Below are 25,725 nucleotides of genomic sequence, written 5' to 3' on the forward strand. Positions count from 1 at the left end.
GATTTACCGCCCTTCTTGAGCAGAGATCGAATACATATTCAGCAGCCTCTTTAAATTCGCCTTTGCATCATAGCCTCTCTCTGTCAAGCTGTGCTGAATGTCCGTCCATGTCGGCTTTTTCATTTGAACAACCCGGCTGATTTCTTCGGTCCACTGTTCAAAACCCGTATCAAGACCGAGCCGCCTCAATAGGCCGAGCCCCAAATCCGTTTCCTTTGTAATTGCGTCCGAGACAACGCAAGGAAGACCTGAAGCCTGCGCTTCTACAAGAACGAGCGGCAGACCTTCAAACAAGGAAGGCATGACAAATACATCAAATGTCTGCATGAGAGCCGGGATATCTTCAACAACGCCGAGAAAGAGAATATCCCTTTCCAAACCAAGAGCGGCAGCTTTTTCTTCTATTTGTGTCCGCAGCGGTCCGTCGCCAGCGAACACAATTTGAAAGGGTATGTCCGTTTTCTTTAAATGCGCGGCGAAATCAAGCATAAACGGATGGTTTTTTTGCTCGAAAAACCGGCCGACATGTCCGATGACCATTGTGTTTTCCCGAATGCCGAATTCCCTTTTCACAGCCGCTTTCGAAAGGCTGTCCGCCTCTTTGAAACGGTCTAGGTCAATCCCGTTTTGCAAAAGATGAACCGCTTTTTTTCTCATTTTTTTCCCGCCGAACAAAAAACGCCCGGCATCTTGGCCGCAGGCGCATAGACCCGTAGAATACGAGAGTATCAGACGCCGGAATACATGAAGCTGCAATGTATCCAAAAGCCGCGGATTCGGCTTCCAGGCTGTATTGTGAGAATGGCAGATTCTGACCGGAACACCGGCGAGCTTGGCCGCCAAAGCGGCGAAACCCGTCTGGAAATCCGTGTGGGCGTGTACAGCCGAATACGGCCCTTTTTCAATCAGAATGTCCCTGATGTTTTTGATGTAAGCCAAAAGACCGGACCGGCCGATGCTCGGTACATAAAACACGCGGCCGCCGCGGGTTATGATCTCGGGGTCATAGTCACACGTTTCCTCCCGATGAGAAATAAAATCAAATTGAACATGGCGCCGGTCTGTATGGCGATACATATTCATGATCATCGTCTCCGCGCCGCCGCGGTTCATTCCGCTTACGATGTGAAGCACCCGTTTTGGTCTCACGCTTCCGTCATTCATGTTTTACGACCCCTCCGCCTTCATTCATCAATCTTTTTTTATGATATTTGTTCATGACAAAAGGAGGCATGAGCCCCCTTATGATTGGTTTCATCGTATAGACATAGTCTGAGAGCGGCAGCTTCAGCCGTCTGCACGCCGCAAAGACGATACATGCATTATCAATGGAATAGCTGAACTTTCTCCTCTTAAATGCCGATTCATCTTCCCTTACTTTGTATAAAGCTTCCTGAAGATTGTAGCCTCTGTATCCCGCTTCAAAAAAACGGAGCCACAAATCAATATCTTCCATTCTCCTTGTCCGCCGGCCTACACGGTATCCTTTCAGGGCATGGTAAACTTCCGCCCTCATCATAATCGTCGCATGGCAAAACGGCGTGCCTTTCGCCATCACTCTTGGCCCTGGTGAGGATGGCATCATTCTGACGCCTCTCACACCTTCCTCATCGAAAGCGATCATCCCGCTGCCGACGACCTGGTAATGGGACTGCGATTCCAAAAACGCGACCTGTTTTTCAAAGCGCCTTGCCAAAGAGATATCATCACCGTCCTGGCGCGCGATATATTTTCCTTCGGTATATTGGAGACAATGATTTAATGAGGCCGCCAGCCGCTTGTTTTCCTCATTCCTGATCAGCTTGATTTTATCGCTGTAATGCCTGGCATACTGCCTGGCGATTTCATATGTCCGATCTGTTGAAGCATCATCGCAAATAATCAGTTCCCAGTTTTTATAGGTTTGGCTCAAAATCGATTCGATGCTCTGAGCCAGCGTGTCTTCACAATTATAGACTCCCATAATGACAGAAACTTTCGGCTTTTGTCCGTCTGTCATCCTTTCAGCCTCCTCTCAGCTGTTTCATTTTTCATAAAGGAAGAATAAATGTCTGCCATCTCTTTGACCGTACGCTTCTGCGAATAAGCGGCGGCCGTCCTTCTACCCGCTTCCCCCATCTGTTTTTGTAAATCCGCTGAATGATAGAGACGCAAAAGACGGTCGCTGAAGATCCCGGCGTCTCCTTGCGGAATGAGAAATCCGTTGATCCCGTCTTTTATGACTTCACGATGGCCGCGGTTGTCCGTTGCAACGGCGGGTTTTCCTGCCGCCATGCCTTCGAGCAGATTCATGCCGAGCCCTTCCCTGATGCTTGAAGCGACAGATACATCAGCAAGCTGGAGCCATTCATGAATCTCCTTTTGAAATCCCGCAAATCGGATGTTTGCAGCGATCCCCTTTTGTTCTGCCAAACGGCTGTACTCTTTTTCCATCTGTCCTTTGCCGGCAAAAACGAGTTTGATGTTCGGCATCCTGTCTTTTAAAAGAGCCGCCGCTTCGATTAACAGCGACTGATTTTTATTTGCGTTCAGCTCAGCCGGATATATGAGGATAAAATCATCTTCGTTCAGATGATATTTCTTTCTGAGCCGCTGTTTTTCTGCTTCATCAACAGGCTGAAACCGTTCCGTATCGACACCGATGCCGTGGATTTTTTCCGTCCGCATCGCTTTTCGCAAACCCTTTGCGAGCCGAAAATCTTCTTCATTAATCGTAATCAGGCAATCGGTCAAAGAGGAAAGACCTTTTTCAATCGGATAGTACAATAGCCAATTTTTCAGAGGCGCACCCTTGCAAAAATGAAAACCGTGGGCGGTATAGATCACTTTTGCACCCCGCTTTCTCTTCTTTCGGGCAGCAAGACGGGCCAGCACCCCTCCCATCGGAGTGTGGCAATGAATGAGGCTGTACTGATTCTCGTCCATGATGCGCGCCAGATCCCGATAGGCCGCCAAATTGCTCGCTTGCAGAGGAGAGCGCTTGATATCGATATCGTATTTTTTATCGACAAAGGGAAGCGGCATACTTCCTTTTGCCGCTACATGGACATTCCAGCCCTGTTCTTTAAACCATTTTAAATATGGAAGGTGGAAGGCTTTAAAGTGGTAGTCCACCGTCGCGCAAAACAAAACCGTTCTTGGCATGATCGATCCCCCTAGTGCGCTGTCACCAGCTTTTTCTCATGTTGGCCGATGGCGCTGAACAAACGCTCTTTCAGCTCGTGATCTGACAAATACATAAACTCTTCCATAAATGTTTTCAGCACCGTCCATTCGACATCGACCGCCTTGCCGATATGAATTTTTGGAAAGACCTGTTCAGCCAGCACTTCATTTTGATTGAGCAGTTCTTCATACATTTTTTCGCCAGGACGGATGCCGGTAAATTCGATTTTGATCTGATCTGTCGAATAACCTGACAGCTTTATGAGGTTTTTGGCGAGATCGACGATTTTCACAGGTTCGCCCATGTCGAGCACAAAAATTTGTCTTCCTTTGGCAAGCGCTCCAGCTTGAATAACAAGTCTTGAGGCCTCTGGGATCGTCATGAAGTAACGGGTCATATCCTGGTGTGTCACGGTTACCGGGCCGCCTTTTGCAATTTGCTTTTTGAAAATCGGAATGACGCTTCCCCTGCTGCCGAGCACATTGCCGAAGCGGACAGCAACAAATTTTGTCTTGCTTGTTTTGCCGAGATTCATAATCAGCATTTCCGCAAACCGCTTTGTCGCTCCCATAATATTGGCAGGATTGACCGCTTTGTCGGACGAAATGAGGACAAACGTTTCCACACCGGTTTCATCCGCGGCTTCGGCGACGTTTTGAGTGCCGAGAATATTATTTTTGATCGCTTCTTTTGGGCACTTTTCCATTAACGGAACATGCTTGTGCGCAGCTGCATGATATATGACATTCGGTTTATAGCGCTCCATCAGCCGGAACATTTTCTCTCTGTCCTGAATGTCGGCAATCTCCGGATAATAGCTGACATTCTTTCCGAATCTTTCTGTCAGCTCAAGCAATATTGAATGAATGCTGTTTTCTCCGTGGCCGACTAAAATAATCGATTTCGGTTTGAATCTGCTGATCTGACGGCAGATTTCCGAACCGATCGAACCTCCGGCTCCAGTAACAAGAACGACGCGGTCCTTCACGGTATTGGAGATTTCGCTCGTGTCAAGCTGGACAGGCTCCCTTCCAAGCAGATCCTCCGCTTTAACGTCGCGAAGCTGGCCGACGGGGTGTCTGCCTAGCAACATCTCATCAATTTTCGGCATAACTTGGGTTTTTACACCTGTCTGTGCACAGGCTTTATACATTTCCTGCATTTGAGCAACGCTTAAGGACGGGATGGCAATGATGATCATGTCGATATTCCATTGCCGAACGGCCTGAGCGATCTGCTCTTTTCCGCCTAAAACGGGAAGCCCCATGATTTCAAGGCGATATTTTGTTTTGTCATCATCAATAAATGCGACAGGCTTAATATTCAATTCCGGTTTCTGCAGAAGCTGTTTCGCTGTCAGACTTCCAGCAGAGCCAGCCCCAATGATGAGCGCTCTGGCAGAGCCCTTGCTTCCCTTATTCACCTGTTCCCTGATGATCCGCCACATCATTCGCGATCCGCCGATCAACAGCAATTGGAAAAGCCAGCTTAAACATAAAAGGCGGACAGGAACGGTTTGAAATAAAAACAGCTCAATGACCACCGTCACAAGATGGGACAATGTGATTGATTTTAATAAAACATACAATTCCCCAATGCTTGCATACTCCCACACCTTTTTATAAAGATGAAAACAATGGGCAAATAAATGCTGAGCGGCAAGCAGAATCAGTGAGGTCATCAACAGCATTTCCGAAGGATATAGATCATATGATGGCAAAATCAGCTGATACCCGATAAAAATAGACAGCAAAACCAAGTACGAATCGAGTGCGGTAATAATGGAAAGCCTTCTCCGATATGTCAATTTCCTACCTCCTAATGTATCTTTCTAGCTGATAGGATCTTTCAGGCAAAATCCCATCAGCTAAAAAGATACGGACGATTTTTAAATCTGAATTAGAAAGTACATACAATAAAAATGGGCATTTAACCCGTCCTCACGCCCCGCCATCGACGACTTGCATCTAAGGCAGCTAAAAAAACTGCCCACAGTAGAGCCGAGTGCCTCCGTTGGTAAAGGTAAGGAGGCATCACCTTAGCAGCAGCGCCGCTAAAAGCAAAATTCATCATTACATTGTTGCATAATTATATTGACGTGTTTTCTTGACTTTCCGTCCGTTTAAGACGGCTCCAAGCAGTTCGCTTTTTGAAGAGTTCAGTGCATCGCGCGATTTAATCGCGTTATCCAGCTTTGTTTTTCCGCTTAAGATGACAAGGATGCTTCCATCTACTTGATTCGCCAAAATTTGTGCGTCGGCCACCGGCAAAAGCGGCGGAGAATCAAGGAGGACTAAGTCATATTGTCTGTATGCTTCCGCAAACAGATCCTCCATCGCCTGAGACGACAAGAGCTCCGAGGGATTTGGCGGAATCGGGCCGCTTGTCAGCACATGGAGATTTTCCGCCTGGCTTTGCTGAACGACATGTTCGAGGCTCGACTTTTTCATCAGCACATTCGTCACCCCTGAATGGTTATCCAGCTCAAAGATCTTATGGATGGTCGGCTTTCTTAAATCTGCATCAATCAGTAGAACCCTTTTCTCCTGCTGCGAAAACACGATCGCCAAATTAGAAGCCGAAAATGATTTCCCTTCTCCCGGAAGGCCCGAAGTGATGAGCAATGATCTGAACGGCTTTTCAAAAGAAGAAAACTCAATATTCGTCCTGATCGTCCGATACTGTTCGACAATCGGTGCATTAGGCTGATGCAAAGCAACAAGCGATGACTGATATTTGCGAGAGCGTTTTTTTCTAATACCCAAGCGGCTCACTCCTCCCCGGTTTCACGCGAACATTCATATCATCATCTCCGCGGAACCGGCTTTTTTTGTGTTTCAATTGTTCAATGCTCCCCAAGTAAATGAACCCCGCCTCCTTTTCGACTTGAGACGGCCTTGCAACCGTATCGTCGATAAAATCAAGGAAGAAAGCCAAGGCGATTCCAGTCATCAATGCGGCGCCGAACGCCAGCAGCATATTCATCTTGTAATTCGGCCTGACCGGGACCGGCGAATCGGCGATTTCAGCCTTTGAAAGAACAGTTACACGATCGGTGTTCATAATCTTTTTAATCTCTTTTTTGAGAACAGCCGTTAAAGTGTTCGCTATATCGGCCGCTGTCTTCTGATTTCCATCCTGAACTGTTATGTTAATGATCTCTGACTCGCTTTCGGTGCTTGTTGCAATTTTTTCGCTTAAGCTGCCCGCGGAATACGGCAAATGAAGCTCTTGCTTAACTTGCTCAAGGATCACCGGGTTTTTCAATAGCGCCTGAAATGTCCTCGTGTATTGAAGATTGATTTGAATGTCGCTGAAAGTGGCACTCCCCTTTTTCTCGCTGACTAAAATCTGTGTCGAAGCCTGATAGACAGGTGTCAGCACAAAGTACTGAACGATTCCGCAAGCCAATGTTGAACTTATTGTTAAAAAAAGAATGAGAACGGTTCTCTTTCTCAGTATCGCAACCAATTCTCTAAAATTTATGTTTTCCTTCATGCTTGACTGCCTCCTCAGGAATGCCGTTTGTTAATGATTGGATTATAAAAGAAATAATTTGAATTGAAAAATGCTGAAATTAGCTATATAGTTCTCTTTAGAGAACAAATCCGTTCGTTTTCTTTTGTTTTCTGTCGATATCTTAAATTTTTGAATTTTATAAAGAACAAATTATTTCTTATAATGAACAAGAAAGCGTTTTAAAATGAATGGCTAGGGGAAGGGGAGGAATGAGTATGATCGGGAAAGTCATCCGAATGTACCGCAAGAGAAAAGGCTACTCCATTAACCAGCTTGCGGATATAGCAGGCGTGTCAAAATCTTATTTAAGCAAAATTGAACGCGGGGTTCACAGAAACCCTTCTGTCGAATTTCTTAAAAAAATCTCCCGGGCTTTGAAAGTAGATTTAAAAGAGCTGTTTGATACCGAAGTCATCCTTTACCGGCGAGCCGAACATGAGGATGAATGGAGAACGCATTTGGTACAGGCCGTACAAGCGGGCATGAATCAGGAAGAACTGTTTCAATTTACACACCGCCTCAAACAGAAAAAGAAAGAGCGGCGCCTTTATCGAAGCAGGGAGCTTACACAAGCCAACATCGACGAATGGAGATCGCTCATGCTTGAAGCGAAAGAAATGGGGCTGACAATTCAGGAAGTAGAAGATTTTTTGAAGAGAACAAGAAGCCATTAAGTTGTACCGCACTCATTCATAAAACGATAACGGAGACCTTTTGACTTTAACCATTCATCCAGAACCTTCTATACAGACGCTCTAAATTACGCTGAAATCAGCCGGCATGAATCCGGCGAAAATTCCGAATAATCATATTAATAAACAGCAAGTCCAACGAATGACATATGTCTTTGGCTCCGTTTTCACCAGTTTGTCTTATTTATCACAAATACTGATTCATGGCTTTAGTCCAATCTGTGGTTAAAGACTTTTTGCTTATGTTTATATATAAATGAAGAAACTCGGATCAATGGCCTTTAACACATTCCTCTTTCATAAGAAACCCTCTGTCTTCGGTATATAAAGTGACCTTTGTCATCGGCATGATTTCCTTGAACGAGAGATGGAGCCCTTAGTGCATTTTTGTTGAACCCATTGCCGCGAATCGATTAAAATGAATAAAACTGAAAGAAGGTGATGAATATTATGAAAGTATTAGTGATGGCATTTCACCCGAATATGGAGGAGTCTGTCGTCAACAAGGCATTTGCAAAAAAAGTGAAAGACGAACCGTACGTCACATTCAGAGATATGTACAAGGAATATCCGGATGAGGCTATTGATGTGGAAAAAGAACAGCGCCTCCTGGAAGAGCACGACCGGATCGTGTTTCAATTTCCGCTTTATTGGTACAGCTCACCACCGCTTTTAAAGAAATGGCTGGACCACGTTCTTCTCTATGGCTGGGCTTACGGGACAAACGGCACCGCGCTTCACGGCAAGGAATTCATGGTGGCAATTTCCGCCGGAGCTCTTGAAGAAGCCTATCAGGCAGGCGGCTCCAATCATTATTCAATCAGCGAATTGCTAAAGCCTTTTCAGGCCACAAGCAACTTTATCGGTACTACATACCTTCCGCCATATGTCTTTTATCAGGCCGGTTCGACTGAAGAAAGCGTACTTACTGAAGGTGCGGAACAATACAGGGAACATATTTTCAAGTCTTTTAAATAAAAAAAAGCCCGGCTCTGATGAGTCGGGCTTTTAGATTGTTGACAAAATCCTAAAACGGTTTAAAGTTTTAGGATTTTGTCATCCCTACATACGCGGGAAGGGGTTCAAGCTTAATGCCCTGTTTTTCCAGTAATAAAACGGGATCATCTGAATACTTGGCAAATGAAGGCGATGTGCAAACCACATTCAGCAAATGAACCAATCTTCTTTCACTTTTCTTTGCGGTGACTACTGTTTTGGAGCAAGCTCAGCGGCAGATCGCAAAGCGGCGATCATGCTTCTTTCATCCGCTTTATTCTGTCCGGCGATATCAAAAGCGGTGCCATGGTCAACTGATGTGCGGATCACGCCGCCGTTCAGCCCCACCGTAATGTTGACGCCTTCTTCCAGGCCGAGGACTTTTATTGGAATATGTCCTTGATCATGGTAGCAGGCAACGACAAGATCAACATCCCCCCGTGCGGCTTTGTAAAACAAAGTGTCCGCCGGATGAGGACCGCTCGCCTCGATGCCTTCAGCTGCCGCCTGTTCAATACCTGGAACCAATTGCTTATCTTCTTCCCCATTTCCAAATAATCCGTTTTCACCGGCATGGGGATTAATTCCGCAAACCGCGATTCTTGGACGTTTGAACCCGGCTCTTGTCAATGTATCATGGGCAAGCCGGATGACTTTATAGGTCCGCTCAGGGGTAATCGATTGAATCGCTTCGATCAGCCCTTGATGGGTGGTCAGATGAATCACTTTCAGCTTTGGCGATGAAAGCATCATGCTATAGTCAGATGTATTTGTCAGATGAGCGAGAATTTCTGTATGCCCCGGGTATTGATGCCCGCCTTTATGCAGCGCTTCTTTATTTAAAGGAGCTGTGCAAATCGCTTGGATAAGGCCTGCCTGGGCAAGTTCAACCGCTTTTTTCAGAAATTGAAAAGCGGCATTTCCCGCCTCTGGCGATACCTTCCCAAAAGGCAGATTGTCAGGCAGCAGATCGATATCAAGACAATCGATTTTTTCATGTATAAAGCTGCATTCTTCCACATGGCCAACCTTGTTGATAACTGCCTGTGATCCGGTTTGGGCGGCAGCTTTTTCAAGCATTTTCATATCGCCGATAACAAGCGGCCTGCATATGTCGTACACTTCGGGGGACTTGAGCGCCTTTACAATGATTTCAGGACCGACGCCTGCCGCGTCGCCCATCGTAATACCGATGATCGGTTTTTCCATTTTTTAACCTCCTTGAAGCTTGATTGCTGCATTGGTGATCGCTGAGCGGGAACCAAAATTTCCGGCCTTTGTGACAATGTACAGATCCTCACCGGCTGTTCCCAGCGGAATGCCCGGCTCCACTTCGTCCAATAGCCGGATTTCGCGGATCTGAAACTGGTGCAGCACTTGATAGGCTGTATCACCTCCCGTTAAAAACAGTCGTTTCACGGCAAGCTCTTGAATCAATTCACCTGCCAGTTCTCCAAGCGCGGCAGAAACCGCATCACTTGTTTGAATGGAAGTGAGCCCCCGTTTTCTTCCGATCTCTCTCGTCTCTATTAAGTTATCTGAAGAACAGAGGACGATATTTTTAGAATGGCGCCAGGCTTCCGCTGCTCTTTCCTTTAGACGTTTGAACTCTTTTCTTTTCGCAGCCTCGCCGATCAACACGCTCTCTGACATCATTTCCACTTTTTCCGCCATATCAGCGGCGAAAAGCTCGCAAAGCTGCATTCTTCCTGTTTGGCTAACGCTTCCGACGACAAACAGGACCGGAAGGCTGTCAGGCGGAACACTTTGATTGAGCGGCCTTTCTTTCAGATTAAAAGCTTTGGGTAGACAGCTCATCAATCCCGCCGATCCCGCCAAAATCATGGAATATGGCAAATCAACGTGCATAAACGCCAGGCGTTCAAGATCAGATTCATAGACTGAATCAGCCGTCACATAGGTCATTCCCCCGGCCCGAAAGTCATCCAGTTTTTTTCGCAAATGCCCGCTTCCTTTGCGAATATCTTCATAAGTCAAATGGCCGCACTTCTGTCCGGTCTGCTTTTCTATTAATCTTTGAATATTTGATTCTGTGACAGGTGTTTTCGGATCATTCGCTGCTTCGGTTTTATGCAGCTCTGTGCCGTTCACATAGTGAATGCCGCCAATCACTTGGCGTCCATTTTTAGGATAACCCGGGGCGATCACGACAAAGTCCGGGCGAAACACTTCATACATCGCATTAAGCTCAGCTCCGATATTTCCCCGCATCGTGCTGTCGATTTTCTTATACACCACATCAAAGCTTGTTTGAGAAATTTGCTTGCTGATTTTTTTGACTGCCGTCTCAGCACGAGCCGCAGGCATCGATCTGCTGTCCGTATTGAAAATAACGGCGTCGCTTGTTTGCCGTTCAGTGCATTCTTCAGCTTCTATTTTGACAAAAACGTTCAAGCCATAATGAACAAGCTGGCCGCCGCAGTCGCTCGCCCCAGTCAAGTCATCTGCGATAATTGCAATTTTCACATTGTTCATCCTTTAATCTATGAGTTTTTGATAGATGCCTTTTATATCATTCAGAGCAAGCGCTTTTGGATTGTTATTCAATAAGCGCGTCACTTTGGATGCAGAGTTCGCCAATTCATCTAAATCATGTTCCGCTACTCCGTATTTTTTTAAATCCTGCGGAATGTTCAAAGCTTGAGTCCATTCTTTGATTTGATCATTAACAGCGCGCGACGCCTGTTCTGCGGTCATATTCGCAGCAGCAATTCCCATTGGTTCAGCCGCCAATGACAGCCGTTCTGCAATGGCATCCATATTGAACTCCATCACATGCGGAAGAAGCATTGAATTGGCGACTCCGTGCGGAATGTTGTATTTCCCGCCAAGCGGATAGGCCAGGGCGTGAACTGCGGCCGTTCCTGCGGCTGTCAGCGCCATGCCTCCATAAGCCGAACCAAGCAGCATGTCCTCTCTCGCTTTGATTGATGAACCATTTTCATATGCTTCAACAATGCTTTTTGAAATCAGCCTGATTGATTCTAAAGCGAACATATCGCTGATCGGATTTGCTTTATTGGAAATGAACGATTCAAGGGAATGGGTGAATGCGTCCATTCCGGTGGCCGCTGTAATCGGTTTTGGCAGTCCAAGGGTGATGACAGGGTCAAGAATGACAAGCTTCGGCAGCAGAAACGGACTGACGATGCCGACCTTCAGTTCTTGTTCGGGAAGCGTAACAATCGCGTTTGGCGTTACCTCTGCGCCTGTTCCCGAGGTGCTTGGGATTAATACGGCCGGTATTCCGGGCTTTTCGACCAGATTGGTGCCGAGCAGTTCCTCAATTTGTTTTGAATTCGTATGCAGCACAGACAAAATTTTTGTCCCGTCAAGAACGCTGCCGCCGCCTATGCCGATGAGCATGTCATATTGCTTTTCGCGAATGTCCGCAAACACTTCTGCGATATTTTGAGCGGTAGGCTCAGGTAAAATGTCTGTGCAAACATCTGACCGAATGCCAAGTTCAGTAAGCTGTGCCTGAACATCGCTGATCGTTCCAAGTTTGACGATCGAGGGCTGGGTGATGATCAGCACATGATCAGCCTTCAATCCCGAAGCTTTTACGTGGTGTCCCAAGCGGCTGATCGAATGTGCGCCTGCCACGATGTGATCGGCTGTGCGAAATTGATAATTCGCCATCATTCTCGAAACCTCCTTATTTTGATTGATAGTAAGCAACCATTTTCTCGACTTCGCGCAGAGCATCGCCCATTAATTCGCCTGCGGGCGCTTTTGGCGGGCCCACAGGCACCCCATAAAGCTCAACCGCTTTTTTCAAGGCCGCCGGGATCGTAGCAAGGCCAAATGTATCGCGAAGCGGCTGAAGCTCCCTCTGGGCAGCCTTCGCCTTTTCCGTCTCGCCGTCCAGCCAATATTGATAGATAGACACTACGATTTCCGGAAGCATATTCGCCGTCGCTGCGACAGCGCCTGTTCCGCCTGCCTGAAGGGTTTTTAAGATAAGTGAATCCGTGCCTGCCAATACTGCAAAATCTTCATTTTTCGTATGCTCGATATACTGTTGGATGTTTTCGAATTTTCCGCTGCTGTCTTTAATGCCAACGATATTGTCCACTTTTGCAAGCTCAGCCACCGTCTCAGCTTCTAAATGAAAACCGGTTTTTGAAGGAATATGATATAGCAGAACCGGCAGAGAAACGGATGCTGCGATTGTTTTATAATGGGCCGCCGCTTCTTCCTGTGTCGGCGGGATAAAGAACGGGGTGATGATAGACAACGCATCAGCGCCGAGGCGCTCCATTTCTTTAGAAAGCTCGATCACTTCTTCTGTGCTGTTTCCTCCGCTTCCTACCATGACAGGAACGCGTCCGGCAGTTTCTTGAATGATGATTTCTGCAACCTTCAACTTGTCTTCCTTGTTGAACACATGAAATTCTCCATTTGTGCCCAGTGCAAAAAGTCCTTGTACATTAGCGTCGATCAAATGATTTGTCAGCTGTTTCAGCGCCGTTTCATTAATGTCTTGATCTTTCGTCAACGGTGTCAGCATCGCGGGATAAATCCCCTTCGGTAAAAAACCCATGTTTGCCTCCCCTTCCCGTAAAGCGTTTTCAAAATTGATTATATACATAAACGTTTCATTTATCAACAATATAAACATAAATATCGTTCGATAATTGTTGCATATTAAAACAAAAAATAAAACACCCGGGGTTAGCGGGTGTTTTTTCAAATGGCTATTTCAGTTTTCTCCAAAGCGTCGTTCTGTTAATTCCCAGCCTTTCTGCTGTTCTTGTTTGATTCTTGCCCTCTTCCGCATATACTTTTTGAATGATCCGTTTCTCAATTTCTTCAAGTGTTCCGGATAAATCAATTTCTCCTTTTCCATCATCCTCCAAACGATTCAGAACCGTCTCGACATCAGCCTTCTCAATATATGCTCCCTTCGCTTCAAGCACGCAGGTTCGGACTGTTCTTCTTAATTGATTGAGATTGTCCGGCCATTTCGCCTCTTCAAGATTTGCACGCGCATCGCTTCGAAAACCGACAATTTGTTTTCCGAATGTCTCATTGCTCTCTGCAATAAACTGATAGGCCAAATGCCAAATGTCTTCTTTTCTTTCAGACAGCCGCGGAACATGTAATTCTAAATGACAAAGGGCATTATATAATTCTGCTGAAAATTTATCCTCGGCAACAAGAAGGTTCACATTGCGGGATGAAGATAAGATCAGCCTGAACTCGTTCAATGGCCCGTTGATCCGCCTCAGCAGGAGTTGTTGAGCCCTTTGCGGCATGCGGTCGATTTGCGTGATGTACAGTGTGCCCGCTCCTGAGAAGATGTCTTCGCTTTCGCATACATGCTCCCATTCTTTGTCGGACAGCAAGCCGGCATCGATCTTTTTAAACGGCTCATGCTTGTTTGAACTTTTCATATGGATCAGGCGAGCCAAATGTTCTTTCCCTGTCCCGGCAGCTCCCTGAATCCATATAGGCTCCCGCCTTGATGCAAATAATTCTGCCTTTTGTAGGACCTGCCGCATTTTTTCGCTTTTTGAAGTTTCCGCATAACCCGCCCGCAAAGGCTGCTGGTCAGGAAATCGAATGCTTATGCCCGGTACGGCCGATAGGGTAATATCACTCGATTTTTCCGCCGTAAACACGGTGAATGCCTCACCGGATACAAAAACCCTTCGCCCTGTTATTGTCCATGCCTGCTTCTGCTCCCGAAATCTGTACTGGATTTCTCCCTTTTTTTCCGCCTCACCGATCAATTCTTTTATATTTTGAAGAGGGCCGATATGTTCAGCAAACACGTTGTTCTGAAAAACCGGCCGTAACTTTTCGTTATATACCGCATAGCCGGTCTCATCCTGTTGTAAGATGTGGTAAGGCACTGCATATTTATATTTGATCTTATTTAAAAAAGAATACAGCTTTTTAGCATATAAAAAGGCTTTGGCAATGCTTTCTTTTCCAGAAGTCAAAAGAAGTCCGTTTAATCCGAGCCGCTCTGCTTTTTCAATTGTGATCACATCGCCGATGATGACCTGATAATCCTGTTTCTTAAGCTGAATAAGCATAGGCGCGACATCGCTTTCAGCTGATACTGTATATGTATCCATGCTGATATCCAAAATTTCACAAACAGCTGATGCACCGTCTGATATCAGCGGAAATCCGACAATCGCCGTCTTCCCCGGGTATCCCTTGGCAAGCGTAAGCACCCGCAAAATATCATAGCCCGACACCTCTATATCGACGACAGGGATCGAAACCTCATGCTGGATCAGTTCTGCGGTTCCTCCCCTGCTGATGATCATATCGGTTCCGTTGGCCTCCGCTTCTTTTGCCAGCTCCACACCCCTCTGCAAATCCCCTGAAGCTGCTTGAAATTCAAAATCCTCGTGTTCTGCTAATTGAATCATCAACTCTTTTAATCCTTCATAAGGAGCAATTGCCATCACTTTCATGTCTTATCACCTTTTTGTTGCAATTTTAAACACAATACCACTATACCAAATAGCAGAAATATTAGGAAGCAGCAAGAAAAAAAGTGAAAACAAAAAGGCCTCCATTACGAAAGCCATTCTTCTCCCCAACGGGCATCTCTTTAAAAACGCTGAGGAAAGCTTCTCCCTTTTCTGTTAAAGTGATGGGAAATCATTCCGTTTTCTTCAAGACATGTGTCCATTAATCCTTTTGTGTTGACGTTTCCCAAGTTCTTCTGAGCTCGTTGAATCACCGCTTGCCTTTGGTGAGTACGGCCAGAACCGAAAATGACCATTACCAAGACAAAATCAGAAAAAACTTTCGATTCCCGATGAATTTTGGAAAAATATCACGATGTAAGGATGAACGCTTTTTCATGCTCCGAAATAACGGATGTTTTCCAGCTCCCCCGGCGGGATCTCGTAGAAACCGCATTGCTTCAGAAAGGTTCCCATACAGACTATGGAATCATATGAAAAAGAGTCTTTTCGCTCATTATTGATTGCGAATGCAAAAAAATGGATGACAAAAGGGGAACTTAGACCAGTTGAGCTCCATTGCCATAATGTACTAGAATAATGGTAATTCAATATCGTCGGGATTGTTACTGTTCATCAGGCAAGACCTAAAATGTGTGAAGGGCAAAGTCTATCTTTTGCCGTGCATGACCTTACACATTTTAGGTCTTTTTTCTGTTCTTATAGGACAATGTCAGAAACCGTCAGCAATCCTGCGGATAGGGGTGATGTTTGGCCAAAGTTCATTTTTTAGACATATGCACACGATGATGAAATGAAAAAAGGGAGGAATTTCGATGAACATCAAAAACATTGCCAAAAAAGCGACAGCCTTTACCGTTGCAACAGCTCTACTGGCAGGAGGCGCGTCACAAGCCTTTGCAAAAGAAACGAAAGATTACAAAAAAAGCTACGGATTTTCCCACATCACAAGACATGACATGCTGAAGATCCCTGAGCAGCAAAAGAGTGAAAAATATAAAGTTCCTCAATTCGATGCAAAAACCATCCAAAACATCCCTTCAGCAAAAGGTTATGACAGTTCAGGAAAGCTGATCGATTTAGATGTGTGGGACAGCTGGCCGCTGCAAAATGCCGATGGGACTGTCGCTACATACAACGGCTATCACCTTGTTTTCGCTTTGGCGGGTGACCCGAAAGACGTCGATGACACATCCATTTACTTGTTCTATCAAAAGAAAGGCGATACATCAATCGACAGCTGGAAAAATGCCGGCAGAGTGTTTAAGAACAGCGATAAATTCGTTCCCAACGATCCGTACCTTAAACATCAAACTCAGGAATGGTCAGGTTCTGCCACAATAACTGAAGACGGAAAAGTCCGGTTGTTTTACACGGCTTTCTCTGGCACGCAATACGGCAAACAGACTTTGACAACGGCGCAAGTGAATTTTTCTCAGCCGAATTCCGACACTCTCAAAATTGAAGGTGTGGAAGACTACAAATCCGTTTTTGACGGTGCTGACGGTACAGTGTACCAAAACGTTCAGCAATTTATTGACGAAGGAAACTACAGCTCAGGCGACAACCATACGCTGAGAGACCCTCATTATGTTGAAGACCGCGGCCATAAATATCTCGTTTTTGAAGCCAATACAGGAACAAAAACCGGCTATCAAGGAGAAGATTCTCTATATAACAGAGCTTACTATGGCAAAAGCAAAAAATTCTTCAGGCAAGAAAGCAGCAAGCTGCTGCAAGGAGAGAATAAAAAGAATGCTTCTTTAGCTAACGGCGCACTAGGAATCATTGAATTAAATGATGATTACACATTGAAAAAAGCAATGAAACCATTGATTACCTCCAATACGGTAACAGATGAAATCGAACGCGCCAATCTATTTAAAATGAATGGCAAATGGTATCTGTTCACAGATTCAAGGGGATCAAAAATGACGATCGACGGCATCGGTTCAAAGGACATTTATATGCTCGGCTATGTATCAGGTTCACTAACCGGACCATTCAAGCCTTTAAACAAATCCGGACTCGTTTTGCACATGGATCAAGATTACAATGACATCACATTTACTTATTCACACTTTGCCGTACCGCAAGAAAAAGGCAATAAAGTCGTCATCACAAGCTATATCACAAACAGAGGTATTTCGAACGAGCATCACGCTACGTTTGCGCCAAGCTTTTTGCTGAAAGTCAAAGGATCAAAAACATCCGTTGTCAAAAACAGCATTCTTGAACAAGGACAACTAACGGTGAATGAATAAATCTCAAAAAGGAAAATGCCGGTGAACATCGGCATTTTCTTTTCGTATGTCATCTAAGAGAATAAAGCGGGGAATTTGCTTGGAGAAGACAGTATATAAGCGAATAGGCATTTTAATCGTTTGTCTAGGGATATTCATGGTGATATTGCTTACAGCCCGGCAGACGGAAAAAAAGGGAGAATCCCCAGTCATGCCGGAATATCGGGCGGCATTCCATTTGACAACACCTGACAAATGGAAAAATGACCCTCAGAAGCCTGTATATTTTAATGGAGAATATCATTATTATTATCTCTATAACCGTGACTACCCGGACGGCAATGGAACAGAGTGGCGCCACGCGGTATCAGATGATCTCGTGCACTGGAAAGATAAAGGCGTCGCCATACCGAAATATACAAACAAAAACGGTGATCCATGGTCCGGGTCGGTCGTTGTCGATTCGCAAAACACAGCCGGCTTCGGCAAAGGGGCGATCGTAGCGATTATGACCCAGCCATCGGCTAATGACGGGAAAGAAGAACAATTTTTATGGTACAGCAAAAACGGCGGAAAAACATTTAAGCCTTACAGCGATGAGCCGGTCTTGCCCAATCCGGGAACGGCGGATTTCAGAGATCCGAAAGTGATTTGGGATGAACAGGATGATAAATGGGTGATGGTACTGGCAGAAGGAACAAAAATCGGCTTTTATGAATCTCAAAACCTAAAGGAATGGCGCTATACAGGGGAATTTCAAACGCAAAATATCGGCATTGTCGAATGTCCGGATCTTTTTATGATGCGGGCGGATGACGGAGCATATAAATGGGTCCTCGGCACAAGCGCCAATGGCAAAGGGATCGGCAAACCGAATACTTATGCCTATTGGACAGGCAGCTTCAACAGCGATCAGTTTACTGCAGACGAAGATGAACCCCAGTGGCTTGATTACGGATTTGACTGGTATGCCGGCGTAACGTTTGAGGATGGCAGGAAGGCCGATCCATATGGCAAACGCTATGCTTTGGCATGGATGAATAACTGGGATTATTCAAACCATACGCCGACATGGAAGGAAGGCTTTAACGGAACAGATTCAATCGTCCGTCAAATTCAACTAAAACATAAAGGTGAAGATACGTACAGTCTCGCCTCTCAGCCGATCGATCAATTGGATCAATTAACCTCCTCAACCGATGACTTTGAAAAGATAGAGGTGAATGGTTCAAAAACGCTTCATGTCAAAGGAGATACTTATCAGCTTGAGACGGATATATCATGGTCTGATCTCACAAATACGGGATTGAGGCTCAGGGAATCGGCAGATCGCAAGCGCCATATCGATGCAGGCATTTTTGTTGAAGGCGGATACTCTTATGTCAATAGAGGGTCCACTGGACAGCCCGACAGCACCCGCACTTGCATTGAAAGCAAAGCGCCCTTTGACCCCAGCCAAAAAAAGGTTCATTTAACGATCATCGTAGACAAAAATACGATTGAAGTCTTTATTGATGACGGCCAAACGGCACATTCAAATCTCGCGTTTCCGAATTTAAATGATACGGGAATTACACTCTTTGCTGAAAACGGGACGGCCGTCTTTGAACATCTGAAGATTAAACATTTTCGTTCAGTCCGTGAATAGAGAAACAGGTGTCTGTTGAGACACCTGTTTTTTATAATAAGCCTGCAGCTGCGGAAAAAACAGGCTTCCTTTTCTTTTTCATCTACTGACGAGCACGATGAAAAAGATTTAAATATATGAATTACAATCTGAGTGCGCTGCAACAACTTTGTTGAATTGGGCGTAATTGACTAAAGAAAAGAAGACATGCTTTGCCTTCCCTATTCAACCGATCATTTTAATTCTTGCCGATTCTCCTATTTATTCCTTTCTTTCGATGCAACGGCAGCCAGCAGCAGTCCCGTTCCAAGGCCTATCAGCAGCCCCGGCCCAGGCTGGCTGAACAGTATTCCGATGCCCAATCCAATCAGTAACCCTGAGGGAATAAAATAAGTGTATGTTTTACCCATAAAAATCTCGCTCCTCTTAGTATTTAACACTGATCACTTTCCTATTATGTGTGCTCCTAAAGAGCCGAACGCATTTCTACTCTATGCTTTCATATTTTTAACAAAAACTCAACACATTTAGTAAAAATAGACTAAAAAGGTATAGAAATCTGTTAAAATAGTTTTTAAAATACATAAAATGAGGAATTGAATTGGAAACATACAAAAGCAAAATTAGGCAACTTTTAAAAGAACCTCAGCGTGAACATACTTTTGATAAGCAAAGTGAAGACGTTATTCTGAGAACCGAAAAACAGCTCCAAGTGACATTTCCGAAAAGCTTCAGGTGGTTTTTAAAAACGTTTGGCGGCGATGGCCATGAGCTTGATTTAAACGGGTGTGACGACATATTAGAGGACCACAAATCGTTCAAGGCTTTTCACATTCCAAAAGGATATGTCATCATCCAGAATGTTGACGAGTACTGCTATTGCCTGGATACAGAAAACATGAAGGACGGAGAATGCCCCGTTGTCAATTGGAGTGCTTATGAAGAAGGAGTTTACCATACGGCAAATCACTTTTATCAATTTATTTTAGATGAAATTGAAAATGCAATCGAAAATGATTGGTTTGAAGTGTAGAACCAGCAAAAAAGACAAGGGCGGCAAATGCCAAACCCTTGTCTTGAGGACGCGCTCGGAGGACGTATAATATACCTCTGTAAACACTATTATACAAGGATTTTCAATAATTCTTGTGCAAAATTTGCGCAAAAAATTTCAGAGGATTTTCCTGTATTACGATAAGTATTAATAAAAAGAGAGGGCGAAAGGGGAAATTAGGAAAACGCGTAGTGAGAAGAGCTGCTGAAAAACAACCGGCAAAATATTTGACAAGCTGTTCAAATGAGTCTATATAAAAAATCCCCCTCCTTTGTTTTAAAATATAAATGTTCGTTTTAGTCAAGAGGGGGATCTTTTTATGAAAAAGTTTATTTTTTTATTATCCGTTTTTCTTTTATGCTTCACTCTATCCGCGTGCAGCAGTGAAAACACCGCTTCAGAAGAAAAAGAGACAAATGACGCTGAGAGTGACGATAATAAAATTGAGAAAAATGACGTTGAGAATACCCAGATAGCATTTAATTTCAGCCTTGAAGAATTTGTTCAGGCATACAATAAAGTAGCGCAAGACTTTGAAAACGATGAAGAGATGAAAGCTCCTATCCTTAAACGGATTAATATTGAAGACATTGGTGAGTTTAAACTTGCTGAAGTCAAAGACGGTACAGCCTACACAAGAGAGCTAATAAATGAAACTGATGACTCCGGTGGAATTTTTATTTTGGAAGCATGGTATGACAACGATCGAAATCTAAACGGCTTCAATTTATCCACTTTTGGTTCAGATAATATGGCATCCGATATGACCCTATTTTATACATTTGCGGTTTTTCAAACTCTAGGAATTGATATTGGACATTTAAATGATCTTTTAGAAAGTGATCAGGATATGCTTGATGTAGATGGTGGGAATTACTCTGTTCATCTAGCTAAAATTCCAGAAACGGCAATAATAATAAAAATCGAACCGAAATAAGCCCTTCTCTTAAAGAAGTTTTTTTGAAGGATTATTTTTCTTGTTGAGAATAGAACAAATGTTCCCTTGTAATCATCTCAAGGAGATGAACACCATGAAAGATGACAACTTGAAAGATCGGGGATCAATCAAATGGACGGCCATGATGCTGCCGGAGCATGTCGGCCTGCTCCGCGAATTAGAAAGCAACCAGAACAAAGTGAAAAGGCCGGTTCTTGACATGTCCCAGATCGAAGAAATGGAAATGATCATAAGTGAAGCAATGGAACTTAATAATCCAGCCCAATTCTCTGTATTTAAGCCGCTGCCAATGCTTAACGGACCGGAAACCGGGGAGATCGTTCAAATAGAGGGCCATATCCATTATATAAATCAACTACGCAAGCTGTTTCATGTTGTAGATTCAAAAGGAGACACAAACCTCATTAAATTTGAGGATGTTGTTGGTGTAGAAATGAAATAAAGGTTCGAAGCCGTCACTGTCAAGCAGCGTCCATATAAATTTATGCCCACGAAAATGGTTTATTCAACAAACGGGCAGGACTTAAAAAGAGGAAATACAACATGTATAGTGTAGAAAGGGTTGAAAATAATACTCGAGAAAGGGAGATATGTAAAAATGACAACTTCAAAAAAAAATTTAAGGACTTGCGACAAAGGACACCAGTATTATAAAAGTAGTAATTGTCCTACCTGCCCGATTTGTGAGCAAGAACGCAAACCTGACAAAGGATTTCTTTCATTACTCTCGGCACCAGCAAGACGAGCATTAGAACACAATGGAATAACTTCCTTGCAACAGCTATCAAACTATAGCGAAAAAGAGTTTTTGAAAATTCACGGTATGGGACCAGCGTCTTTGCCTAAATTAAGAGCTGCTTTAAAGGAAAATGGGTTATCATTTAAAAATTAAACACTAAAAACAAATTCATTACATAAATCAGATCCGCAACGTTCTCCATATTGTGGATTCAAAAGGAGCCTCCTATCTCATTAATTTTGAGGGTGTTGTTAGAGTAGAAAAGAAGTAAGCCCTTCTCATAAGAGTTGGGCTTCATTCATCATACGGCCGGTATTTTTCCCGGCCGGCTTCAAGTTCCTGCTTCAGCTGTAAAACATTACTACGTAAAAAAGAAACCCTCATACATTACAATCACTAGGTCTGAAGTAAAGAAATTCACCTCATTAAACTGTATCTTTTTTACTATTTTTCAATATTCAGAGGCGTTATCGTACATTTTATGGTAATCTATACTATGTCAAATACATTATAAGGGAGAGAGAAAAGTGGAGACAATAGTTAAAAGATTCTGCAAACCATTTATCCTAGTGCTAACAGCTGTCTTATTAGTAACCTTTGTTGCACCTCAAATTTCACAGGCAAGCGAATTTCCGAATTCCCAGGTAAAAAGCTATTCCGATTATGGTAATTATTCAGAAAAGGAATTAGAGGAAGTATTAAAGTTTTACTTCGAAGAAGTTGGGGAACTAACTGATGAAGGATATGTGATTAAAAACAATGAACTGTTTGATGCAAAAGTTCTGGCGGGTGACCCTGCTGCTTTGAAATTGAAAGAGTTGATCGCGTCGGACTCTTCTTTTCAGAAGTCTGGGTTTCAGGTTGCTAGTGCAACGTCTTTTGGTAAATGTGTTGTAAACAAAATGATTGGTAGTTATGGTAATATAGCGCGTCAATTTTTGAATGGTGCCATCTTTACATATATCAAAACTAAGCAATATGATTTAGCTGCAAGATTAATTTTCAAAACTTTAGTTAAATCTGGGATGAAAGTTAATGCAGCATCTCTTGCAATAGAGTTGGGATACTATGGATGGAAATGTCGAGGGAAGTGGTAAAAATGTCTCTATTAACAATAGTTGAAGTCATCTTAGCGTTAACTGTTTTAGGTTTATTTGCATGGACATTCAAAAGTAAGAAAAGTGCTGACGATGATGATGTGTTCAGATACGCAAGGTATATGATTTATTTACTTGTAGCTGAAGTTGCGATATACGTCATATTCAGTTTTATTTGAAATAAAACCCCCATTTCGGGGGGTTTTTATTGTGTCATAAAAGAATTTAGAATATCTCAAAAACGTTTTTGTTATTTTAACAGAGCTTCAATTTTCGCTTTCGTCTTCGGTCCGTAAATTCCATCAGCAGACAGCCCATTCATTAGCTGGAACCGTTTGACCGCGTTCTCTGTCTTCGGCCCGTAATACCCATCTATACCGTTGTTTTTGGCACCTTTGTCCGGATAGAAATAGAGAGCAGCTAAAGCCTCCTGAATCTGCCGGACGGCTGTTCCCTTCATCAGCGGGCTTTTAACTTTATAGATGCCGGACGACAGCTTATAAGATGATTTTTTACCGCTTGATGATTTTTTCGCTTCAATGGCGACCAGCGCTTTTTCCGTTGCCGGTCCGTAAATTCCGTCAACCGCAATCCCAGCTTTCTTTTGAAGAGATTTGACAGCCTGTTTTGTTTCATCCCCGTAATGGCCGTCTGCTCCGAATTTAGGAAGTTTGAAGCCTGCTTTTATTAAACGTTTTTGCAGCGCTTTTACTTTTGAACCTGACGAACCTTTTTTCAGGATAGTACTTGTGGTTTTGCTCGGCTGGCTTGTGGATGCCGTTTCTTTCGATATGGTTTTATTTCCAAGCAGGTTATCGACTTTTTTCCTGAATGCCGCCAACTGGCTTGAATCGCTCACCCACGGTGCCGGACAGTTTTTGTTTGTCACATCGTAATGACGGACGATTTTGTCAGTTGACAGCCCGTAGCGCTTACATAGATCGGCGACCAGTTCAGCAGCATTCTGAACAGTTTCGCTGTGAATCTTGCCGTTTTTTTCGACACACATTTCAACGCCAATTGCCTTCATGTTGGCATTCGGCTTTAAGAAACTGACATAGCAGCGATTTCTATCATGTGCATGGTATGCGACTTCATTCTCGGGGATAATCAACTGCGCCTCTTTTCTGTCCACAAAATAATGCGATGACGCGTACCGCTTATCTGCAATGCAGGTGCCATTGAAATAATTCCGCTCATTTAATGCAGATGCACCAGGCGTATCCGTATAGTGCATGACAATCCCTTTGACTCCTGACAATTTCAGGCCCGGCCGGGTATATTTATTGACTTTCACAAAGTTTTTCACTACTTTAACCATTTGAACCACTCCTTTTTAATAGAAAAAAGCTGCCAGTTGGCAACCTCATTTCGTTAATCCTTTTTCTTTCAAAGCCTCTTTCTGCTGCTTTCCTTTGCCAGTGACATAGTTGTTTTTATACCAAGCGACCACAGATGTAATGATGGTGAATGCCGCTGAGCCAGCCAAATACAAAGCATCTGCCAGCGTGTTGACCTGGTCCTCGCTGATCGGAAGAACCGGCTTCCCGAACATGATCAAAGTTTGGTTTACCAATGCAATAAAAAGAAGCACCGTGCGGACCACTGTGCCTTTGTCAAAGTTTTTCATAATGTATTTTCCTCCTTATTTTTGCAGCAGGTTATAAAAAATAGCGATTGCCCCGCCAATAATCCCGGTGCTGACCGCTGTTATGATGGCGCCCGTGATGCTGCGCTTGATCCAAGTCGTGTTCTCTTCGATTTTGTTGAGTTTTTCATTAATAGAGATAATCTGCTGATCGTGCAGTTCAGACGTTCTTTCCAGAGTGCTGATACGCTGTTCGTGTGTTTTTTGACCTGCTTTAATCTCTGAGATCTCTTTTTGCAAAACATCATATTCATTCGCTTGTGACATGTCCTGAAATCCTCCTGTTCTCACATCGTTTTCACCTCCCTTGAGGCAAAATAAAAAACACCCTTATTGGGTGTATGTCATTCCTAAATCCACACTGATAGCAGGCTTATCATAGCTCCGGCCTGTTACTTCTTCATATTCTGCCGGGGTAATCCAATTAATTTTCACATATTCTCGCACGTCATCATCTGTATAACACCCCCAATCATAAAACTGTTTTATATCTGATAAAGCTGGATACTTCATGAAGACGCACCACCTTTGAGTGCTTCAATATCGGCCTGAAGACACGCTATTTGTAAAGACAAAGAAGCGTTCTGCTGTTTTAAGGTATCTATTTGCTTTTCGGCTGCCTCCAGATCTGTGGAGGTTACAAGCGTCATAAAATCTGTCCATCCTTGGCTGTGATACCAATACCTTATAGAGATTCTTGGGTCTTTTATATTTCCTGCAGGTAAGAAAAACTGGGCAAACCGGTATTGAGTTGATTTCACATTTAAAATACCGCCATAAGAACCTGGGTATCCTATGGCCTCATTAGCTAAAAGTGGAAAAATTGAGATTCCATCAGGATAATTATTTCCATCATAAGAAGCGTCTTGAAAAGCTGAATCATTAATAATCGTTATCTGCTTCGTTGTGATACTGTGCGGATTAGACTTGTTATTGACATGATCATTTATTTTGGATTCTGCCTCATTCCACTTTGTTCTTTCACTTGATGTAATATGTCGTGAGCTGTCTTGATTATGGACATCGAAATCAATTTTTGCTACCTGCTTTACATTCATCACTTCTGATAAACCAACCTATGCTTTCGTCACTTTGTGTGGGTTATCTTTACTATTCACATGTTTGTCGGTATAAGCTCTTGCATTCGATTCCGCAGCGTTTGCTTTTTCCTGAGCGCCGTCCTTTGTTTCGATGTTCTCCAGATCGGCAAACTTGGCTTTAAGCTCCTCGACAGTTTGACTGATTTCATCCATTGTTTTGTTGATGCTCGCCCGAAACGTTTCAACATCATCAATATAGTACTCAGCCACAGGGATAATATTTTGATCCTCAAGCGTTTTCGCAATGGAGAAAGTGAAATAAACTGTCGCAATCGCCTGCCCGTTCGTATAATAGAGCTTGATTTCAGCCCTGACCTGGCCGTAATGTTTCAATTCTTCATCGGATAAGACATATTCGGTGTCTCCATTTCCTCCCGCAGCTGCAGCATGGCCGTCTCTAATTCTTTTCG

Annotated in this window: 26 protein-coding genes and 1 pseudogene; 9 read left to right on the forward strand and 18 right to left on the reverse strand. The window is 43.8% G+C overall.

Translation table 11 applies throughout. The features are described from left to right. Window positions 1-3 precede the first annotated feature (3 nt). The 6 genes from RBH91_RS19075 to RBH91_RS19100 all read right to left on the reverse strand — a co-directional run bounded on the left by RBH91_RS19075 (window position 4) and on the right by RBH91_RS19100 (window position 6,664). Window positions 4-1,164: a glycosyltransferase family 1 protein gene (locus RBH91_RS19075; protein WP_307892556.1), complete on the reverse strand. Its 1,161-nt coding sequence runs from the start codon at window positions 1,162-1,164 to the stop codon at window positions 4-6. Next, entirely contained in the window at window positions 1,157-1,999 is an 843-nt protein-coding gene (locus RBH91_RS19080) for a glycosyltransferase EpsE (RefSeq protein ID WP_307892557.1), read from the reverse strand. The genes RBH91_RS19075 and RBH91_RS19080 overlap by 8 nt, the downstream gene beginning before the upstream one ends. Beyond that, the gene (locus RBH91_RS19085) at window positions 1,996-3,144 is read right to left on the reverse strand and encodes a glycosyltransferase family 4 protein (RefSeq protein WP_307892558.1); all 1,149 of its coding nucleotides are present in this window, start codon (window positions 3,142-3,144) and stop codon (window positions 1,996-1,998) included. The genes RBH91_RS19080 and RBH91_RS19085 overlap by 4 nt, the downstream gene beginning before the upstream one ends. Window positions 3,145-3,155: 11 nt before the next feature. Next, window positions 3,156-4,973: a polysaccharide biosynthesis protein gene (locus RBH91_RS19090; RefSeq protein ID WP_076760894.1), complete on the reverse strand. Its 1,818-nt coding sequence runs from the start codon at window positions 4,971-4,973 to the stop codon at window positions 3,156-3,158. A gap of 265 nt (window positions 4,974-5,238) precedes the next feature. Beyond that, window positions 5,239-5,931 carry a CpsD/CapB family tyrosine-protein kinase gene (locus RBH91_RS19095; protein ID WP_307892559.1) on the reverse strand — a complete coding sequence of 231 codons (693 nt, stop codon included), beginning with the start codon at window positions 5,929-5,931 and terminating at the stop codon, window positions 5,239-5,241. Next, window positions 5,921-6,664, reverse strand: a complete 744-nt coding sequence (locus RBH91_RS19100; protein WP_076760896.1) for a YveK family protein — start codon at window positions 6,662-6,664, stop codon at window positions 5,921-5,923. The genes RBH91_RS19095 and RBH91_RS19100 overlap by 11 nt, the downstream gene beginning before the upstream one ends. A 236-nt stretch (window positions 6,665-6,900) precedes the next feature. Between RBH91_RS19100 and slrR the strand changes: the two genes are divergently transcribed. Both slrR and RBH91_RS19110 read left to right on the forward strand, forming a co-directional pair. Further along, window positions 6,901-7,359, forward strand: a complete 459-nt coding sequence (slrR, locus tag RBH91_RS19105; RefSeq protein ID WP_076760897.1) for an HTH-type transcriptional regulator SlrR — start codon at window positions 6,901-6,903, stop codon at window positions 7,357-7,359. A gap of 468 nt (window positions 7,360-7,827) precedes the next feature. Continuing rightward, on the forward strand, window positions 7,828-8,355 hold the full coding sequence (locus RBH91_RS19110) for an NAD(P)H-dependent oxidoreductase (RefSeq protein WP_307892560.1): 528 nt from the start codon (window positions 7,828-7,830) through the stop codon (window positions 8,353-8,355). A gap of 228 nt (window positions 8,356-8,583) precedes the next feature. Here RBH91_RS19110 and pdxA read toward each other — a convergent pair whose 3' ends face one another. The 5 genes from pdxA to RBH91_RS19135 form a co-directional block, all read right to left on the reverse strand. Further along, window positions 8,584-9,582, reverse strand: coding sequence for a 4-hydroxythreonine-4-phosphate dehydrogenase PdxA (gene pdxA, locus RBH91_RS19115; protein ID WP_307892561.1), 999 nt, complete (start codon window positions 9,580-9,582; stop codon window positions 8,584-8,586). Between the two features lie 3 nt (window positions 9,583-9,585). After that, window positions 9,586-10,869: a four-carbon acid sugar kinase family protein gene (locus RBH91_RS19120; protein ID WP_307892562.1), complete on the reverse strand. Its 1,284-nt coding sequence runs from the start codon at window positions 10,867-10,869 to the stop codon at window positions 9,586-9,588. A gap of 3 nt (window positions 10,870-10,872) precedes the next feature. Then, window positions 10,873-12,039 carry an iron-containing alcohol dehydrogenase gene (locus RBH91_RS19125; RefSeq protein WP_307892563.1) on the reverse strand — a complete coding sequence of 389 codons (1,167 nt, stop codon included), beginning with the start codon at window positions 12,037-12,039 and terminating at the stop codon, window positions 10,873-10,875. Window positions 12,040-12,052: 13 nt separating this feature from the next. Beyond that, the gene (gene dapA / locus RBH91_RS19130) at window positions 12,053-12,940 is read right to left on the reverse strand and encodes a 4-hydroxy-tetrahydrodipicolinate synthase (protein WP_307892564.1); all 888 of its coding nucleotides are present in this window, start codon (window positions 12,938-12,940) and stop codon (window positions 12,053-12,055) included. A 154-nt stretch (window positions 12,941-13,094) separates the two neighbouring features. Further along, window positions 13,095-14,831 carry a PrpR N-terminal domain-containing protein gene (locus RBH91_RS19135; RefSeq protein ID WP_307892565.1) on the reverse strand — a complete coding sequence of 579 codons (1,737 nt, stop codon included), beginning with the start codon at window positions 14,829-14,831 and terminating at the stop codon, window positions 13,095-13,097. 833 nt (window positions 14,832-15,664) lie between these two features. On the opposite strand from RBH91_RS19135, the gene RBH91_RS19140 reads away from it, so the two are divergent. Continuing rightward, window positions 15,665-17,113 carry a glycoside hydrolase family 68 protein gene (locus RBH91_RS19140; RefSeq protein WP_307892566.1) on the forward strand — a complete coding sequence of 483 codons (1,449 nt, stop codon included), beginning with the start codon at window positions 15,665-15,667 and terminating at the stop codon, window positions 17,111-17,113. 79 nt (window positions 17,114-17,192) lie between these two features. Continuing rightward, complete coding sequence (locus RBH91_RS19145) at window positions 17,193-18,740, forward strand: glycoside hydrolase family 32 protein (RefSeq protein WP_307892567.1); 1,548 nt, start codon at window positions 17,193-17,195, stop codon at window positions 18,738-18,740. 236 nt (window positions 18,741-18,976) lie between these two features. Here the strand turns inward: RBH91_RS19145 and RBH91_RS19150 are convergent, their stop codons facing one another. Next, the gene (locus RBH91_RS19150; protein ID WP_164470224.1) at window positions 18,977-19,129 is read right to left on the reverse strand and encodes a hypothetical protein; all 153 of its coding nucleotides are present in this window, start codon (window positions 19,127-19,129) and stop codon (window positions 18,977-18,979) included. A gap of 191 nt (window positions 19,130-19,320) precedes the next feature. Here RBH91_RS19150 and RBH91_RS19155 point away from each other — a divergent pair, with 191 nt between their 5' ends. The 5 genes from RBH91_RS19155 to RBH91_RS19175 all read left to right on the forward strand — a co-directional run bounded on the left by RBH91_RS19155 (window position 19,321) and on the right by RBH91_RS19175 (window position 22,567). After that, window positions 19,321-19,752 (forward strand): SMI1/KNR4 family protein, encoded by a 432-nt coding sequence (locus RBH91_RS19155; RefSeq protein WP_307892568.1) that lies wholly within the window; start codon window positions 19,321-19,323, stop codon window positions 19,750-19,752. Window positions 19,753-20,092: 340 nt separating this feature from the next. Continuing rightward, the gene (locus tag RBH91_RS19160; protein WP_307892569.1) at window positions 20,093-20,710 is read left to right on the forward strand and encodes a hypothetical protein; all 618 of its coding nucleotides are present in this window, start codon (window positions 20,093-20,095) and stop codon (window positions 20,708-20,710) included. Between the two features lie 94 nt (window positions 20,711-20,804). Beyond that, window positions 20,805-21,173, forward strand: a complete 369-nt coding sequence (locus tag RBH91_RS19165; RefSeq protein WP_307892570.1) for a YolD-like family protein — start codon at window positions 20,805-20,807, stop codon at window positions 21,171-21,173. A gap of 156 nt (window positions 21,174-21,329) precedes the next feature. Next, window positions 21,330-21,623 carry an RNA polymerase alpha subunit C-terminal domain-containing protein gene (locus RBH91_RS19170; RefSeq protein WP_307892571.1) on the forward strand — a complete coding sequence of 98 codons (294 nt, stop codon included), beginning with the start codon at window positions 21,330-21,332 and terminating at the stop codon, window positions 21,621-21,623. A gap of 374 nt (window positions 21,624-21,997) precedes the next feature. After that, the gene (locus tag RBH91_RS19175) at window positions 21,998-22,567 is read left to right on the forward strand and encodes a hypothetical protein (protein WP_307892572.1); all 570 of its coding nucleotides are present in this window, start codon (window positions 21,998-22,000) and stop codon (window positions 22,565-22,567) included. A gap of 250 nt (window positions 22,568-22,817) precedes the next feature. Here the strand turns inward: RBH91_RS19175 and RBH91_RS19180 are convergent, their stop codons facing one another. The 6 genes and pseudogenes from RBH91_RS19180 to RBH91_RS19205 form a co-directional block, all read right to left on the reverse strand. Further along, window positions 22,818-23,888 (reverse strand): peptidoglycan recognition protein family protein, encoded by a 1,071-nt coding sequence (locus RBH91_RS19180; RefSeq protein ID WP_307892573.1) that lies wholly within the window; start codon window positions 23,886-23,888, stop codon window positions 22,818-22,820. 45 nt (window positions 23,889-23,933) lie between these two features. Beyond that, window positions 23,934-24,197 (reverse strand): phage holin, encoded by a 264-nt coding sequence (locus RBH91_RS19185; protein WP_307892574.1) that lies wholly within the window; start codon window positions 24,195-24,197, stop codon window positions 23,934-23,936. 15 nt (window positions 24,198-24,212) lie between these two features. Further along, window positions 24,213-24,482, reverse strand: coding sequence for a hemolysin XhlA family protein (locus RBH91_RS19190; RefSeq protein WP_307892575.1), 270 nt, complete (start codon window positions 24,480-24,482; stop codon window positions 24,213-24,215). Window positions 24,483-24,545: 63 nt separating this feature from the next. Next, window positions 24,546-24,728, reverse strand: a complete 183-nt coding sequence (locus RBH91_RS19195) for an XkdX family protein (protein WP_307892576.1) — start codon at window positions 24,726-24,728, stop codon at window positions 24,546-24,548. Continuing rightward, entirely contained in the window at window positions 24,725-25,276 is a 552-nt protein-coding gene (locus tag RBH91_RS19200; RefSeq protein WP_307892577.1) for a hypothetical protein, read from the reverse strand. The genes RBH91_RS19195 and RBH91_RS19200 overlap by 4 nt, the downstream gene beginning before the upstream one ends. A gap of 51 nt (window positions 25,277-25,327) precedes the next feature. Continuing rightward, window positions 25,328-25,684 (reverse strand): annotated as a pseudogene (locus RBH91_RS19205) (BppU family phage baseplate upper protein); the annotation flags it as partial. Window positions 25,685-25,725 lie beyond the last annotated feature (41 nt).

The organism is Bacillus swezeyi, from assembly GCF_030908325.1.
Lineage (GTDB): Bacteria > Bacillota > Bacilli > Bacillales > Bacillaceae > Bacillus > Bacillus swezeyi.

Coding starts and splice junctions, on each gene's coding strand:
- RBH91_RS19075 (WP_307892556.1), bottom strand. CDS start 1,164: ATGAATGACGGAAGCGTGAGACCAAAACGGGTGCTTCACATCGTAAGC.
- RBH91_RS19080 (WP_307892557.1), bottom strand. CDS start 1,999: ATGACAGACGGACAAAAGCCGAAAGTTTCTGTCATTATGGGAGTCTAT.
- RBH91_RS19085 (WP_307892558.1), bottom strand. CDS start 3,144: ATGCCAAGAACGGTTTTGTTTTGCGCGACGGTGGACTACCACTTTAAA.
- RBH91_RS19100 (WP_076760896.1), bottom strand. CDS start 6,664: ATGAAGGAAAACATAAATTTTAGAGAATTGGTTGCGATACTGAGAAAG.
- slrR (WP_076760897.1), top strand. CDS start 6,901: ATGATCGGGAAAGTCATCCGAATGTACCGCAAGAGAAAAGGCTACTCC.
- RBH91_RS19110 (WP_307892560.1), top strand. CDS start 7,828: ATGAAAGTATTAGTGATGGCATTTCACCCGAATATGGAGGAGTCTGTC.
- pdxA (WP_307892561.1), bottom strand. CDS start 9,582: ATGGAAAAACCGATCATCGGTATTACGATGGGCGACGCGGCAGGCGTC.
- RBH91_RS19120 (WP_307892562.1), bottom strand. CDS start 10,869: ATGAACAATGTGAAAATTGCAATTATCGCAGATGACTTGACTGGGGCG.
- RBH91_RS19125 (WP_307892563.1), bottom strand. CDS start 12,039: ATGATGGCGAATTATCAATTTCGCACAGCCGATCACATCGTGGCAGGC.
- dapA (WP_307892564.1), bottom strand. CDS start 12,940: ATGGGTTTTTTACCGAAGGGGATTTATCCCGCGATGCTGACACCGTTG.
- RBH91_RS19135 (WP_307892565.1), bottom strand. CDS start 14,831: ATGAAAGTGATGGCAATTGCTCCTTATGAAGGATTAAAAGAGTTGATG.
- RBH91_RS19140 (WP_307892566.1), top strand. CDS start 15,665: ATGAACATCAAAAACATTGCCAAAAAAGCGACAGCCTTTACCGTTGCA.
- RBH91_RS19150 (WP_164470224.1), bottom strand. CDS start 19,129: ATGGGTAAAACATACACTTATTTTATTCCCTCAGGGTTACTGATTGGA.
- RBH91_RS19160 (WP_307892569.1), top strand. CDS start 20,093: ATGAAAAAGTTTATTTTTTTATTATCCGTTTTTCTTTTATGCTTCACT.
- RBH91_RS19165 (WP_307892570.1), top strand. CDS start 20,805: ATGAAAGATGACAACTTGAAAGATCGGGGATCAATCAAATGGACGGCC.
- RBH91_RS19170 (WP_307892571.1), top strand. CDS start 21,330: ATGACAACTTCAAAAAAAAATTTAAGGACTTGCGACAAAGGACACCAG.
- RBH91_RS19180 (WP_307892573.1), bottom strand. CDS start 23,888: ATGGTTAAAGTAGTGAAAAACTTTGTGAAAGTCAATAAATATACCCGG.
- RBH91_RS19185 (WP_307892574.1), bottom strand. CDS start 24,197: ATGAAAAACTTTGACAAAGGCACAGTGGTCCGCACGGTGCTTCTTTTT.
- RBH91_RS19190 (WP_307892575.1), bottom strand. CDS start 24,482: ATGTCACAAGCGAATGAATATGATGTTTTGCAAAAAGAGATCTCAGAG.
- RBH91_RS19195 (WP_307892576.1), bottom strand. CDS start 24,728: ATGAAGTATCCAGCTTTATCAGATATAAAACAGTTTTATGATTGGGGG.